This is a genomic window from Pirellulales bacterium (assembly GCA_035533075.1).
GTDB lineage: Bacteria > Planctomycetota > Planctomycetia > Pirellulales > JAICIG01 > DASSFG01.
Genome location: DATLUO010000254.1, coordinates 1 through 14,239, shown reverse-complemented (window position 1 = coordinate 14,239; position 14,239 = coordinate 1). Strand labels below are relative to the sequence as shown.

Genomic DNA, 14,239 nt, shown 5'->3' with positions numbered 1-14,239 from the left:
ATATTATCGATCTGTCATCGGCCCGCGCGATGTCGACGAATTCCGCTTTTGGCCAACGCCTACAATCACGGGAATCACGCCCCGTTAGGGCTTACGGCTTTCTTCTTGGCGATAGCCGCTTGGTGAGGGCCGGGAACCTCTCAATCCTATCGGCAAAACGGGCCGCGGTCAAAATTGGCAATCGCGGCGCATCACGAGCTGGCTGATGCGCGGGCCAAAAAGGCCAGGATTGCCGCGGCGAATTCTTCAATGGTGGCCATGACTTCCGCTCGGGTTCTCGGACTTTGAAATTCGCGAACGGCAACCCTTCGCGCCTCACCGCTCTCGAACGGCCGGTCCTCGTAGAACAGCGGCGGACCATAGGAGTTGTTCGGGGCCCGCTTCGATGGGTCGGCGGCGATTCGGCCGCTGCGCGGGCGGGGCGTCGCCTCGCCGTCGGCGTCTCGCTTGTACCGAGGAATGCGTTTCTTGGCCATGAATTCATGATAATGCCAGGCCGCGTGTTGCTACACGGGGGAATGACGCCTTTTCAGGGCTACGATGTTTTCCGTCTGCCCGAAACCCAGGGTTGCCACCTTTTGACGTTGCGCTTTGGGCACCCGGCCGCGTAGCGGCCACAGAGTTTAGCCGTGGGCGCGAGCCCACGGAGATGGTTGTAAATCCCTCGGCGGAGCCGCGTAGCGGCGGCAGAACCTCTGTCGCCGCTACGCGGCTTTGTTGGCACTCGCCGAACGTTACCGTGGGTTCGCACCCACGGCTAAACTCTAGCGCCGCTACGCGGCGGATGCGGAAAACGCGCAACATCAAAAGTTGCACCCTGGGCTGTCGAATCACGCACCTTCGGTGCTACGCCTGGCAAGCCGGGCAAATTCGCCGGTCTTTCGGGGCTGGCTGGACGGAATTAATCTCACGGCCTTCGCCCCGCCGGAGCGATGAAAGAAACGGGGCATCTTCCAAGTCCGGCCGCAGTTCTTGAAAGGGCAATGATGAACGCTTGGAACTTTCTGTTTGGCACACGCCGCGAGCGCCGGTCCGACCGCAAAACCCGCCGCGCCGCGCCCCTTGGAAAAACACGCTTTCAGACGGCCGGCCTGGAAACACTCGAAGCCCGCACGCTGCTCGCCGCCGATCTGGCGATGACCAACCAGGTCGCGCCCACGACCGCGCTCGTGGCCGGCGACGTGGTGCAATACAACCTCACCGTCGCCAACAGCGGCGCCAGCGATGCCACCAACACGGTGGTCACCGATCAACTTCCCACCGGCGAGACCTTTCTCGGCCTGGTCACGCCCAACAACCCCGCTGTGCCGAACATCAGCTACGACGCCGCCGACAACACGGTGACGTACAACGTCGGCACGGTCACCGCCGGCAGCACGGGCGGCATTGGCGGCGCGCCCAACGCCGTCGTCTTCGCCCTGGTCAACAGCTCGACCAGCGGCACGCTCACCGATACGGCGGCCGTCTACAGCGCCGACGATCCCAGCCACTCCACGTCGGCCACGGCGGCCACCAGCCAGCAGCAGAACAGCGTCACGGCGCTCGGCGCCGGCGCCAACGACCTCGCCATCAGCGTCAGCCCGGCCAACAACAATGCTCCCGTCACGCCCGGCGGCAGCGACAACGTCGTCTATACCATCACCGTGAAGAACAACGGCAGCACCACCGCCAGCGGCGTGCAGGTGACCGACGTGCTGCCCAACGGCTCGTTCCCCGGCACCAACTCGAGCGAACCCACGGGCGTGACCGTCACCTTCCCGCAAAGCTATTATGCCCAGGCTACGCTGCCGAATCTCGGCGCCGGGCAATCGCTCACCTTCTCCATCACCGTCGATGGTCCCGACACGCCGCCCGGTGCGTTGATCAACGTGGCGGCGGTGAGCAGCACGGGCGGAGACACCAGCAGCGGCGACAACTTCGCCACCACGGTGACGCCGGTGATGGCGGCGACCGGCTCGGCCGCCGATCTCTCGATCTCCGAGAGCGCCAGCCCCACGTATCCCGTGGTCAATCAGTCGCTCACCTACACGCTGACCGTCACGAACAACAGCACGACCACCGACGCCACCAACGTGTATGTCACCGATTTACTGCCCACGGGCGCGACGTTCGTCAGCGGCACCAGCAGCCTGGGCGGCGTGAACGTGGTTGCCCAGTCCGGGTCGGTGGTGTCCGCCTTGATACCGACCTTGGCCAAAGGAACGACGGCGACCTTGACCGTGACGGTCACGCCGACCGCGGCCGGCGTGCTGGCGAACGCGGCCTACGTCGAGTCGACGGACAACACCGACGGCACGCAACCGAACAACGCGATTACGCTCGACACCAACGTCACGACGACGGCGCTCACGGCGCACCAAAAATACGTGACGGCGGTGTACGAAGACGTGCTGGGCCGCTCCCCCGACGCCGGCGGGCTGAGCTACTGGTCGAATCTACTCGATCAGGGCGCGGCCATCGCCAGCGTGGCCACGGCGATCGCCCACAGCGCCGAGTATTATCAGAACTTCGTCATCGCGCCCGACTATGTGAAGCTGCTGGGCCGGGTGGCTGACGCCGCCGGCCTGGCCTATTGGACCTCGCAGATGCAGGCCGGCCTGACCGATCAGGGGCTCGAGGCCGGGTTCGTCGCCTCCAACGAGTTCTACCTCAATGCCGGCGGAACCAACACGGCGTGGATCGACTCGATCTATACGCTGCTCTTGGGCCGCACCGTCGACGCCAGCGGAGAAACGTATTGGGCCGGCCAATTGGCGGCGGGCGATTCCCGCAGCGACGTGGCGCTCGCGATCGCCGACAGCGCCGAAAACGAAACCAAACTCCTCGACGCCGACTATCAGCACTATCTCGGCCGCGCGGCCGATGCGGGCGGGGTGACCTACTGGCTGGCGCAATTCGCCGCCGGCCAGACGAACGAAGACGTGATCGCCGGCTTCACCGGCTCGGCCGAGTATTATCAAGAGAAGACGAGCTAGTGCGGATCGTGTTTGCCACCAGCTTTAGCTGGTGGTATACGGCTACCCATGCCTTTTCCTTTGAGCCGGCTTCAGCCGGGCTTCTCGACCGTTGCGCACTTCGGTGTCGTGGGGCAAGGGCTGAAGCCACGGTCGAGAAGCGCGGCTGAAGCCGGCTGCCGAGATGGATCTCCGCGCCCGCAAACCACCAGCTAAAGCTGGTGGCAGACCGTCGAAGCCCGGCTAAAGCCGGCTCATCGATAGCTCCGCACCATGTTTCGCCACCGCGGGCGAACTGCTCTAGGACGAACGGCTATTCTGAGATTAAGTTGACGGCCATCGGTCCGTCCGCGCGGCGTCGGGGATGAGATGTTCGGTCGCCGCCGGACGGGCCAGAACCTTATGCCGAAAGGAGCCGGCCAATGTCAACGACCGCCACGTCCACCACGCAGCAGCTTATCGATCAACGTCTGGATGCGATCGACCGGGCCCTGCTGGGTCTGCTTCCCCGAAACGACCGCCTGACGATCGTCACGCAACTCGAAACGCGGCTGCGGGAATTGGCCGCGGCCAGTCCCGCCGTCGAAGCCCATCAGCGATCGCCCGTCGAGTGTGCGACGTCGGCCGACGCGGCCCACTTCGGCGCGCCGGCCGAAAGCGCCTTGCTGCCGCCGGGCGTGGCGCCGCTCATTCCGGCCGGCGCCAAGACGCTCTCGGCCCGCCTCAAGCGTTCGCGTCTGGCGTTGTCGTCGGGCGTGCTGGGCATTGTGGCCCTGGTCGCGCTGTTCGTGTTCCCGGTCAGTTTTGCGGTCATCTCCACGTTTGGCGAACGGTTCGAAGAAGCGGCGATGGTGCTGTTGGGCGCGCATCTGGCGACGGTGGCCATCTGCGGCACGTTGGCGGTCGCCCTGGGCATCGCCGGGCTGGTGGTTCTCAATCGCCGCGCGGGCCAGCTCGTCGGGCATGGTTGGGCGATCACCGGACTCTGCACAGGTCCGCTTCCGATGCTCGCGGGCAGTCTGATCGCGCTCGTCACCGGAATGCAGTTGCTGGCCGTCCGAACGGTGCAAGTGACGCAGGTCGCCGCGCCGGGCCCGCCGGTGTACGGCTATTCGTCCGCGGCGCCCGTCGGCGACCAGGCGTTTCCAATTGGTCCTGTGCCGCAATGCGCCCCGATGGCACCGTCGTTTTCGGCGGCTGGTTCTATTCCGCAACATGAATATGTGGCGGGACCTCCATCGGCTGCTCCGACGTCGCCGTTGCCGGCCGACAACCCGCCGGCCGCGTCGGCCGTGCCCGAGGCGGGTCCGTCCGCGGATTGCCCGACCGACGGTACTGTGCCCCGCGTGATTCCGGTTCAGGCGGATGAACCCGTGCCCGCCGAGGCACCCGTGGCCAGTCAGCCGGCGACGGTGCGGTAGCGGCATGGCAATGCGCGGGACGCACCGAAATCGCGTTCGAAGCGATTTATTGGTTCTCAGAAAGCTGGCCCCAACGGTGGATTGTCGTTATACTAGACACAACGAGAAAGGCTCGCTGAGGCAGCGAAGAGGCGCGCTCGTTCGAATTTTTGGCATCTCGCATCGGCAGGTTTTTTATGCCCAACTGGCCAGCGAAGCAGGCGGTCCGCCGCGCGTTTACCTTGGTTGAATTGCTGGTGGTGATTGCGATCATCGGCATTTTGGTGGCGCTGTTGCTGCCCGCCGTGCAGGCGGCCCGTGAAGCCGCGCGCCGCTCGCAATGCGGCAACAACCTGAAACAACTGTCGCTGGCCGCGATGGAATATCACGACGCCTTCAACCGCTTTCCGTTTTTGCGGGGCGGCCCGAACAATCCGGACGCGAACCGCTGCGGTGATTATCATGGGGTCGTGTCGTTGCTCCCGTATATCGAGCAGGCCCCGCGCTACGAGCAGTTTGTCGACACGTCGCCGCCTCCCGACCCGTGGAACAACGGTTATCTTCCCTGGCAGGCGAACCTGAGCGTGCTGCTCTGCCCGTCGGCGCCGTCGGTCGGAAATGTACGGGAGTCGAACATCGGCCAACGGAGCTATCACTTCTGTGTCGGAACCACCATCGCCAACTACTCGGGCGCGACGAACGGCATCTATAGTTTCCAGACGCTGGGGGCCAGCCCGAAAAGCAAGCCGGCTTGTTTCGGCCAATCGCTGCAAAAAGGCATCAACGAAATCCTCGACGGCACCACCCACACCGTGGGGATGAGCGAAAAAGGGCTGGGAGCGACCGCGCTGACGATCGCCGGGCAAAGCGTCTATCCTTATTCGGTGGCGGCGCTGACGGCGAACCCCACGCTCTGCCTGGCGACGGCCCGAAACGGAGAGTATATCGTCAGCGGCATCGCCGTTTGGACGGCGGGCGACCTGTGGGCCTTTGGGCACCCGCACTGGGGCGCCTTTACCACCATCTTGCCGCCCAACAGCCCTTCGTGCTACGACGTGAACTCCAACAACCCCAGCAACGCCAACGGCATTTTTTCGCCCAGCAGCGCTCATCCCGGCGGCGCTTTGTGCGCCATGGCCGATGCCAGCGTGAGGTTGATCAGCCAGGACATCGATTGCGCCGCCTATGGCATGCCGCCCAGCCAGAACTTTGGCGTGTGGGGCGCCATGGGCACGGTCGAAGGCGGCGAGGCTTTGCAAATCGAGTGATGGCCGAGATCGCGATGAACCTGGCTGGCTGGCATCGCGGCGCCCCCCGCTGCGGTGGGGTGGCGGCCGCGGCGCTGCTTCTTTCGCTCTTCGTCGGTTGTTCCCCTCACGACCCGGCCGGCACCGTGCCCGTCCGCGGCCAAGTGACCTACCGAGGCCAACCGGTCGAAGGAGCAACCGTGACGTTCGCCGACCCCGACGGTAAACGCACGCCCGGAGCCGACATCACCGACGCCGCCGGCGGCTATCGACTGGCGGTGAAGCCAGGCAACTATACGGTGCTGGTGTCCAAGTTCCAGGCGGCTCCCAACACGCAGGCCGTGAGCATGGAACAGGCGGCCGGCGGCAACACATCGGCCGACCAGCCGAAGAACGTGTTGCCCGACAAGTACAACGAGCTTGACGCGTCGCCGTTGACGTGCGAAGTGAAGTCCGGCGGCGAGATCGCTTTCGAGGTGGAGTTGCTGGATTGATGGCCGGCAAGTGGGAACTCTTTAACGACCCTGCGCGGATTATCCGGCGGCCCGGCAACCAGGCCGCGCTGGCCACTCGCCGCGATGAGATTTGCACCGAACATCTTGGCACCGCTTCGGGTCGATCTCAAGCCGCGAGGCATTGTCGAAATCGTCCAGCGGCGCGATGCACCGCCCGCGACGCAGCACGGCTATCTGAAGTTCGTGCAGCAGATGTGCGAGCTGGCGAATGGGTATTTAAAGGGTCGAAAGTGACGCAACATGTTTGGAGATAATGATTTGGGGATTTTTATGTCGGGTGGCATTTAGCCGCCATACCTGAGCCTTATTGTACTGAAACGCCATTTTAGTACAATAACCACACGCTTATTGTACTCCAGTCCAATAAGGCCAATCCGCTATTTTGGCCGCCCCAAATGGATCCCAAGTCGTTCACCAAGCGCTCGCCGGGCCGGCTGGTACACACTCCGTTCGGCTGCTCGGCATTCGTGCCCGACAAGCTGCCAACGAAGTTGGAGCTGTCGATGGCGCTCGAACGTGCCAACGAAGCAGCGCTTTTGGCACTGGGCGAATTGCGGGCAATTATACCTGGTCTTCCAAATCCGAATCTCCTTACCCAGCCCTTCATGCGGCGCGAGGCGGTGCTTTCGAGCAAGATCGAAGGCACCCGTACCGAACTGGAACAGCTTTACCTGTTTGAGACCGAGGAAAAGAACGGCGGCAACGTTGTCCAAGAGGCGGACGACGCCCGTGAGGTTCACAACTATGTTCGTGCGTTGGAGCATGGCCTCCAGCGACTCTCGCAAATGCCGGTGTGCAACCGGCTGATCAAAGAGATGCACGGCATCTTGCTGGAGGGCGTGAGCGATGCGCGCGGCCAGTACCAATCGCCTGGCGAATTCCGCCAAGCCCAGGCCTACGTCGGCAGCAGCGACATTCGGGCCGCGCGCTATGTGGCGCCGCCGGAAGCTTCGGTCGAGACGCTGATGGGCCAGCTCGAGCGCTTCATCAATGACGACAAAGTGCGTTTGCCGACGCTGGCCAAAGCCGCGGTCATTCATTATCAGTTCGAGGCCATCCACCCGTTTGCCGATGGGAACGGGCGAGTGGGACGGCTGCTGATTTCGGTGCTTCTATCGGCATGGAAAATCTTGGCCGAGCCGCTGCTCTACCTGAGCGCCTATTTCGAGCGAAATCGAACGGAGTACGTGACTCATCTATGGGAGGTGAGCCGAGACGCGCGTTGGGAAGAATGGATTTTGTTCTTTCTCAACGGCGTGGCGAGCGAATCGGCCGATGCAACTGCACGGGCCAAGCAGTTGATCGCACTGCGCGAGCGATACCGGCGTGAGTTGCAGCAGGGGAAAGGCACGGCCAGCTTGCTGGGCTTGGCCGACAAGCTTTTCGAGTGGCCCGTGACGGACATTTCGGAAGCAGCCCGCACGCTCGACATGACGTTCAAGGGAGGGCAAAAGAACATCGAGAAGCTCGTTGCCGGTGGCATCCTGGAAGAACTCGTCGGGCGGGCGCGGAACCGGCTTTATGTCGCGAAGGAAATTATTGGGCTCTTGGCCTGACCGGCCGGCCGTTGGCTAAGAGGCCATCGGCTCGGGCACCTTTGGAATTTTGGACGGGCTGGGTGGCGCTGTCACATCGCCCGCTTCGACTTCGACCAGTTCGAAGGGATTGGCGATGGTTCGCTTGCCAAAGCGCCGCAACAGGGCAACCTCGTCGGTCGCGTCGATGTGCTCATGCTTGAGCGCGTCCTGCACGTCCGACTGGCTCATGCTCGGGATCCGAAGCAGAAAGAAGGGCCAGAGTCGGTCCGATCTGTAGACACGGTTTACGTCGGCGAACTGCACCAACGGGCGCAGGTCGGGCCTGTGGCGGAATTGCTCCGAATACCAGAACGTCCACTTCCCGTCGCGGCACGTCAGAGTGCCGACGCGCAAACCGGCATACCGCAGCTCGAATGCCGCTGCGGCCGCAGCCTTCGTCTCGCTGATGCCGGCGCGCCGCCGCAAGCTGCCGAGAACCTTTTGTATCGCCTTTGTGAATTTCATTGTTCGCGGATTCGTACTACCTGCCGAGCAAAGCATCGTACCACGCGCAATAGGCGTCGATCCTACTCTGGAGAGCCGCACGCGTTAGCCCCACGGCATGACTCGCTGCGAGCAACTGTTGTGCGTTCGGCACTTGCAGGGAGCTGGTTTTAATCAGTGAGGCAGTGCCTTGCGCGATCGACACCTCTGACCGAATTGTTTTGACGAGCGCCAGCAGTTGCTCAAACTCGTTTGATACCTTAGTCCAAACACTCGGATCGAGCAATTGCTGGACCGCAAATTGCGGCGGCACGGCGCGGTGGCCCATTAAATAGCTGCGTCTGTGGCGGAGCAAGCCGACTAGGTGCAGATCGTCGACAGTCAAACTTTCATTAGCGGCTTCTGCCAAGTTCTCCGCGGCCAGAATCAAGTCCGTCAACGAAGAAAGCGCGTGGGCGATGCCATTTTTGGAGTCGCGGCCAATGGCACGATAGACAAAATCCGCCCCGCTGCCAATCGAGCAGAAGTCGACGCGCCCGCCAAAACGAGTGAAAGTGTCAGGCGAGAACTGCCGGATTGCCGCACAATTGCCACCACCATCGGTAAGAAGTAGCACGTGCAACTCTGAATGCATTGCAGGGCGGACTTCGTCACGCAGAAATTCTTCTATGAAGTTCGCGACGTTCCCCGCCGCGACATGCGGCGTAGCATGGAGAACCTCGAAGAGGTGTCTGATGATAGAGACACTTCCGGCACAGCCAACAACAAAGTCGCTGCCGGCGTACAGCTTCTGCTCGCCATGGTATTCATCCACAGCGCTCGATGCCTGACTATCCGAGAAGATCACGGCCTCGCTTCCGTCGCGGAGCGAGGCGGCGATGTGAACTGTCATGCGGCACCGACGCGTGATTTAACATTCAGTGGGTGTAAACGGACTGAAGGCGTCCACCCACTCTTTGATGTTCTTTTCTTGGAAGGGGAACGTTGGTTGCCATTTAATCGACCGCGCTAGCTCCAGTCTCGCGGGCTCCACCTCAAATATCTTCTGCAAAAATGCGTTGAAGAATGCAGAAATGAGCAGCGCTGGCGGACACCGGCGAACATCGATGGTCAGGTCGTGCCAGTCGAGATCGCCTTGTTCCATCAGCCAAACGGCCAGTCGTTCACCCTCGGTGGGTGGAAAGCCGGCCCCGACAACTTCTCTGGCGTCGATTGTCATGTTTTTGGCCCTTTCAAATCCGTAAATTAATTACCGTTAACGTGCCGTCCAACGCCGGTGCCCCATCGTGCCGACACGGCAGGCATTCACCATAGACCTGGCCTGAACAAAAATGTACCAACCCGTTCCGTGACAAGATTTGCAGCGTCCCGCCGTTTTCATGTACGGTTTGAACAAGACTGTATAGGCCCGCTCCTTGGTTCTGCCTGACAGACCGTGACGTGATCCCTTTACCGCAAGCAAATTCAATTAGCGAGTCGTCTCCACCTGAGATTCCGTGCTTGCTCGCGACTTCACAAATCACCCGTGGAATAGTCGAGCCAAAGTCAAGCGCGGCGAGTTGAGCGCATTGGCCGGACGCCTTTCCTGCAACGATACTTGCGGGCATTGTTTCTCGTTTCTTGTGCATCGGCCCGTGCTGAAAGGCGTTTGTCGTAACCTCAGCTATTTGCATTTGCCAGAGTGCCACTTGTTCCGGACTTGCGGTCGTACCTTCTTGCACCGAGCGCGACCACTCATCCAATTCTGCAAGCATGCTTTCTTCATTTTGTATGCTGCGCAGCGGGTATAGCCCTCTGCTCGTCGTCGACGCATCGTCTGGTTGATCACCGCGATAGTGCGAAAAATGCTCCGCGAGTTCGGCAATGAGTTCCCCCCGCCCAAAAATCCGCGCTCTCCGCCCTCGACGCTTTGCAAGCTCGAAGGCGTACCAGAAGAGTAGGACCGCTCCCGGATCAATGTTGCGGCAGTTCGTCACGTTGTAAAGCAATGACCCGTGCTCTCGATCCAACACCGGACCCATGATGTGGTTCAATGCCTTCAGCAGTGTAGGCGGTGCCGCAGTTTCAAGCGGCTCGTCACACGGTTCCTCGTGCTCGAACTGCTCTTCTTCCATGCTCCCTTCTGGACTTAGGGGTCTTCATCAACAAACAGCAACCATACGTATCTTACCCAAATTGCCTTCGCATTGCAAAAAGTATGTTATTCTATCTCTCATTGATCGGCTTGCAAAGGCCTTTCGCTTTGCCTCAAGGTGGGCGCTTTCGCCGTAAAACCATGGCAGCACTAACATTGTGGCGATCTACTCATACGCAAACTCCACCCACCGCGCCTCGACCTGCACCAGGCCGTCGCGGCCAATGTCGATCGAGCGCGTCACCTGCATCGACTGCGGGCCGCCGAACAGGTTGCGGCCGCCGCCGTCGGTCCAACTGACGTTGATCCAGTCGCCGGGCTGCAACGCCAAGGCGTCTAAAAACGCCGTGAACCGCACCGAGCGGAAAATGCTCGACAGGTGATCGAGCCACCAGTCGCGCTCCATCGCCACGCTGGTGCGGTTCCAGTAGATGTCGCAGGGGTTGATCTCTTTGGCGATGCGGCCGAAGGCGGCGATGCTCGTCAAGTTGGCATTCTTGCTGTCGAGCAGCTTTTGCCCGGTCCGGTCGTCCCAACATTGCCGCCACTTCATCGTCACCTCGTTCACCACGTCGTCGACGGCACTTTCGCTGTGCGTCAGACTGCCTTGCAACAGGTTGTCGTTGGCCGCCGTGTCGAAGGTCGCCGCGATCGTGCCCGGCACGTCGGACAACACCACCAGATTTGCCTGCCCCTGGTCGAAGAACAATACGCTGTGGCAAAGGCTGGCGATGTGCTGCAACAGCAAAAGGCCGTCGGCCGCCTCCACCTGGGCGAAGCCGCACGAGTAGCCCGCCAATGCCGCCGAGGCGGTGACGAACGATGCCAGATTGATGCTGCCGGGGGCGACGTTCATCAGGTTGGGATGTTCCAGATATTGCAGAATCACCAAGGCCGGGTTGGCAATCAGGTTGCCGGTGGAGTCGCCGGCGTCTTCCACGCCTTCCAGCGTGACCCAGATGCGGTCGTCGTCGAGATTGGCGTTCAGGTCGCGCGGCACGCCGCCGGGAAAGGTGACGCTCGTCACGTTCTGCCCCAGCCCCGTACCGGGCGGGTTGTTCCAAGTGTTGTCGTTGAGATTGACGACGAGTCCGCCGCCGGTGAGCCGGGTGGTCATCGAGCCGGAGATGATGGTCTCGGTGTAGTTGCCCAGCACGATGAAATCCTTCCGCGTGTTGCCGGCCTGGTCGGTGATGGTTCCAAAGCCTTCGACCTTGGCCACGTTCTTGCTGGGCAGGGCATTGGCGATGTAAACCGCTTGCGTGTTCTGCTCTTTCAGCACGGTGCCGGTGGGCCAGCCGCGCATGGGCAGGCCGTTCTTGAGAAACTTGAACGTGTCGCCGATTTCCAGGTTCGGCAGCACGCTGCCGGTCGGATCGTTGATGGCGACCGTGTACCAGCTCGGCCAGGGCGCGTCGCCGCTGAAGTTGGCGAGCGTCACGGACACGGGGCCGAGCTTTTGCGAGATGATTTTGATTTCTTGCCCGGCGAACATGCTGTCGCTCGACGACGGGTTGGCGATCAGGCTGGCGATCGAGGCCGGCACGATGTGCTCGTTCTGAAAGATCAGCCGCGAGTTGCCGGCGCCGTCGACCGTGCCCAACAGCACCGCGCTGAACAGCACCGGGTCCCACAGTTTGGTGATGGTGGCCGTGCTCGAGTTGGTACCGGGCGTGGTCGATTGCAGGAAGGTGACGGTGACCGCGTCGAGGCCCAGCCAGGCCGGATAGCTGGTCCGCCCGGTGCCATCGACGCCCAGGTCGATGGGGTCGTCGGCGATGGTGACGGTGATCGGATCGGTGCCGTCGGTGTTCTGCGTGATGTGCGTCTCCCACGGCTGTTGGATGCAGACCGCCTCGACCCGCAGGGCGATTCCCCAGCAAAGCGGAATGTTGCGGTCCTGGTAATCGTTGGGCACGTTCGGAAAGACGCTGTTCGTCGCCGTGCAAGAAATGCTTTTGGCTAACAGTGGGCCGAGATCGCCGATGTGCAGCACGAGCTGATTGTCTTTGGCTGTCCAATCGAACGGCCGCAGACAGCCGGCGAGCATCAGCCCGGCGTCGCGGCCCCAATGGCACGAGGGGTCGTCGAACATCCGCCACACGCGGACCAGACTACGTTGCTGTTCTTGCGTGTTGAGAATGGCGGTGAGCGCGCCGTTGGCATCGTCGAGTGTGACCTGTGTTTGATCGGTCGCGCCGATGGCGCCTTCTTTGAGCGACAGCGACACGGCCGGCCACTGGAGCACGAGCACGTTGTTATCGACGCCCGAAGTCGGCAGGCGGTGGCCGTCGTTATTGATAAACGACGCCGCGGGGCGATCGAGGTAGTAGACCGTGCCGGTCGTTCCGCCCCAATCGACTTCGAGCACCTGATAGGGCCGGGCGGATTTGCTTTTGGCCTGGGTCAGGAAGTTGGCGGTGAAGGAGCGGGGCATGGAGAGGGGACTGCGAATTGCGAATTGCGAATTGCGAATTGGCAGAACGGCAAGCGTGGCGATCACCGTCAGCCTAGATCCGCTCTGGCTTGGAGGGTACTGTTGCGGCACAATCGAAGCGATGGCGTTCTAGCGAAGGCTATGCCGAGATGGAGTGCGACGGTGCTCGTTTATGTCGACGAATCAGGGGATCCTGGGTTCGATATCGAACGCGGCTCGACGCCGCTGTTCGTTGTGACCGCGGCGGTTTTCCGCACCGAGGATGCTGCGGACGCGTGCCGCGATCGGATCAAGGCCATTCGTGGCGAGTTAAAATTGCCTGCGACGGCGGAGTTCAAGTTTTCGAAGAGCAGCAATCGCGTCCGCGAATACTTCCTAAATGCGGTTGCCGCACATGATTTCTTTTACATGTCGGCGGTCTTTGACAAGCGGAAACTTGCCGTGCCGGACCTGCGAATCAAGAAGGCGTTTTACCAATACGTGATCGGCTTCGCGTTCGAGCTGTTGAAGCCGCATATCGAGGACGCATTTTTAGAAATCGATCGCGGTGGTGGCGAAGAGTTCGGACGGCACCTGACGCGGCACATTGCGGAAATCAGCAAGGAAGCATCGGGCAAAAGAACCGTAAAGCGCAGCAAGCTTTCGGATTCGTCGGGCAACGACTTGATCCAGTTGGCCGACATGATCTGCGGGGCCGTGATGCGTTCCTTCAAGGGCGACGACCGTTTCCGGTTGCTGGTCAAAAGACGCGAGTTTGAGGTGCGGGCTTGGCCCTAAGCGCAAGAAAAACCCGCTGCCTAGCTCCCTTTCGAGAGCACGCCTCCCTTCCGGAGACGTTTCGCACAGCGGGTTATTCCTCTAGCACGGTACAGTGTCTTTACCGCACAGACAATCATATCGGAGGTTTGCTCGTCGGTCAACGAATCTTTTTTGGCTGCCGTTCGCGTCGGGGCTGGTTGGGCTGCCCGTGCCGATCGTGAGGGACGGCCGAGCGAGAGACGGGAGCCTTGCAGGATACGGCAGGATTGGCTTGCAGCGTCACGACGTTCGCGGACCATTGGACATGATGCTTTTGTTCCGCGCGATGCCGCCCGCTTGCCGGGCGGAGGCTCACGTTAGTTTCTAGAGGGGGTCGGTCTCTTCCGCCACCCGCAGTTCCGCGGCTGCCAGCCCGCCTAGGCGGGCTGGCGGCCCCGGAACTGCGGGTGGCGTGGGCTCGCGGGACCGCAGATTAGAAACCAAAATGTTTGGCGCTTGGAGCATGTCGTATGGCTGGCCGCTGCTGTGGCGGCAACGAATTCTCTGGTTCACGTATGGTCCGTCGGGCGTGCTTGGCGATTGTTTCAGTCCCGTCCGCTTGACGTGCAATCTTGCCGTCTGGCTCGTGCTGTTGGCGGCACCGGCGGCCGCCTGCGAATGGCTGCTGCGCCGACATCGGCCGCGCTTTCGCTGGAGCCTGCGCATGATGCTGGCCGCCACGGCAGCGGCAGCGGCGCTCTGCGGTTGGTATGCCGCGGCGCGGAACACCGCC

The 14,239-nt window shown here is 61.8% G+C and carries 14 protein-coding genes; 8 read left to right on the top strand and 6 right to left on the bottom strand.

Annotated features, from left to right (window positions below):
• Positions 1 to 191: 191 nt before the first annotated feature.
• A complete protein-coding gene (locus tag VNH11_31575) occupies positions 192 to 476 on the bottom strand; it encodes a hypothetical protein (GenBank protein HVA50925.1) in 285 nt (94 codons plus the stop codon).
• A gap of 507 nt (positions 477 to 983) precedes the next feature.
• Between VNH11_31575 and VNH11_31570 the strand changes: the two genes are divergently transcribed.
• The 6 genes from VNH11_31570 to VNH11_31545 all read left to right on the top strand — a co-directional run bounded on the left by VNH11_31570 (position 984) and on the right by VNH11_31545 (position 7,672).
• Positions 984 to 2,975, top strand: coding sequence for a DUF4214 domain-containing protein (locus VNH11_31570; protein ID HVA50924.1), 1,992 nt, complete (start codon positions 984 to 986; stop codon positions 2,973 to 2,975).
• A 401-nt stretch (positions 2,976 to 3,376) separates the two neighbouring features.
• A complete protein-coding gene (locus VNH11_31565) occupies positions 3,377 to 4,375 on the top strand; it encodes a hypothetical protein (protein HVA50923.1) in 999 nt (332 codons plus the stop codon).
• A 176-nt stretch (positions 4,376 to 4,551) separates the two neighbouring features.
• On the top strand, positions 4,552 to 5,622 hold the full coding sequence (locus tag VNH11_31560) for a DUF1559 domain-containing protein (GenBank protein ID HVA50922.1): 1,071 nt from the start codon (positions 4,552 to 4,554) through the stop codon (positions 5,620 to 5,622).
• Entirely contained in the window at positions 5,622 to 6,095 is a 474-nt protein-coding gene (locus VNH11_31555; GenBank protein ID HVA50921.1) for a carboxypeptidase-like regulatory domain-containing protein, read from the top strand. Before VNH11_31560 ends, VNH11_31555 begins: the two co-directional genes overlap by 1 nt.
• Positions 6,096 to 6,200: 105 nt before the next feature.
• Entirely contained in the window at positions 6,201 to 6,350 is a 150-nt protein-coding gene (locus VNH11_31550; GenBank protein HVA50920.1) for a hypothetical protein, read from the top strand.
• A 161-nt stretch (positions 6,351 to 6,511) separates the two neighbouring features.
• Entirely contained in the window at positions 6,512 to 7,672 is a 1,161-nt protein-coding gene (locus VNH11_31545; GenBank protein HVA50919.1) for a Fic family protein, read from the top strand.
• Positions 7,673 to 7,687: 15 nt separating this feature from the next.
• Here the strand turns inward: VNH11_31545 and VNH11_31540 are convergent, their stop codons facing one another.
• From VNH11_31540 to VNH11_31520, 5 genes are all read right to left on the bottom strand, one after another.
• Positions 7,688 to 8,119 carry a HipA N-terminal domain-containing protein gene (locus VNH11_31540; GenBank protein ID HVA50918.1) on the bottom strand — a complete coding sequence of 144 codons (432 nt, stop codon included), beginning with the start codon at positions 8,117 to 8,119 and terminating at the stop codon, positions 7,688 to 7,690.
• 55 nt (positions 8,120 to 8,174) lie between these two features.
• Positions 8,175 to 9,029, bottom strand: coding sequence for a hypothetical protein (locus tag VNH11_31535; protein HVA50917.1), 855 nt, complete (start codon positions 9,027 to 9,029; stop codon positions 8,175 to 8,177).
• 18 nt (positions 9,030 to 9,047) lie between these two features.
• Positions 9,048 to 9,356: a hypothetical protein gene (locus VNH11_31530; GenBank protein ID HVA50916.1), complete on the bottom strand. Its 309-nt coding sequence runs from the start codon at positions 9,354 to 9,356 to the stop codon at positions 9,048 to 9,050.
• Between the two features lie 13 nt (positions 9,357 to 9,369).
• Entirely contained in the window at positions 9,370 to 10,251 is an 882-nt protein-coding gene (locus tag VNH11_31525) for a hypothetical protein (GenBank protein HVA50915.1), read from the bottom strand.
• A gap of 186 nt (positions 10,252 to 10,437) precedes the next feature.
• Positions 10,438 to 12,642, bottom strand: a complete 2,205-nt coding sequence (locus VNH11_31520) for a hypothetical protein (GenBank protein HVA50914.1) — start codon at positions 12,640 to 12,642, stop codon at positions 10,438 to 10,440.
• Between VNH11_31520 and VNH11_31515 the strand changes: the two genes are divergently transcribed.
• The gene (locus VNH11_31515) at positions 12,556 to 13,485 is read left to right on the top strand and encodes a DUF3800 domain-containing protein (protein HVA50913.1); all 930 of its coding nucleotides are present in this window, start codon (positions 12,556 to 12,558) and stop codon (positions 13,483 to 13,485) included. The two genes, VNH11_31520 and VNH11_31515, sit on opposite strands and share 87 nt — an antisense overlap.
• A 466-nt stretch (positions 13,486 to 13,951) precedes the next feature.
• On the top strand, positions 13,952 to 14,239 hold a 288-nt coding region (locus VNH11_31510), incomplete at its 3' end, for a hypothetical protein (protein HVA50912.1).

What these genes read in the sequence shown, in the direction of transcription:
- VNH11_31560 (HVA50922.1), top strand. Translation starts at nt 4,552, where the DNA reads ATGCCCAACTGGCCAGCGAAGCAGGCGGTCCGCCGCGCGTTTACCTTG.
- VNH11_31565 (HVA50923.1), top strand. Translation starts at nt 3,377, where the DNA reads ATGTCAACGACCGCCACGTCCACCACGCAGCAGCTTATCGATCAACGT.
- VNH11_31535 (HVA50917.1), bottom strand. Translation starts at nt 9,029, where the DNA reads ATGACAGTTCACATCGCCGCCTCGCTCCGCGACGGAAGCGAGGCCGTG.
- VNH11_31545 (HVA50919.1), top strand. Translation starts at nt 6,512, where the DNA reads ATGGATCCCAAGTCGTTCACCAAGCGCTCGCCGGGCCGGCTGGTACAC.
- VNH11_31530 (HVA50916.1), bottom strand. Translation starts at nt 9,356, where the DNA reads ATGACAATCGACGCCAGAGAAGTTGTCGGGGCCGGCTTTCCACCCACC.
- VNH11_31525 (HVA50915.1), bottom strand. Translation starts at nt 10,251, where the DNA reads ATGGAAGAAGAGCAGTTCGAGCACGAGGAACCGTGTGACGAGCCGCTT.
- VNH11_31570 (HVA50924.1), top strand. Translation starts at nt 984, where the DNA reads ATGATGAACGCTTGGAACTTTCTGTTTGGCACACGCCGCGAGCGCCGG.
- VNH11_31555 (HVA50921.1), top strand. Translation starts at nt 5,622, where the DNA reads ATGGCCGAGATCGCGATGAACCTGGCTGGCTGGCATCGCGGCGCCCCC.
- VNH11_31575 (HVA50925.1), bottom strand. Translation starts at nt 476, where the DNA reads ATGGCCAAGAAACGCATTCCTCGGTACAAGCGAGACGCCGACGGCGAG.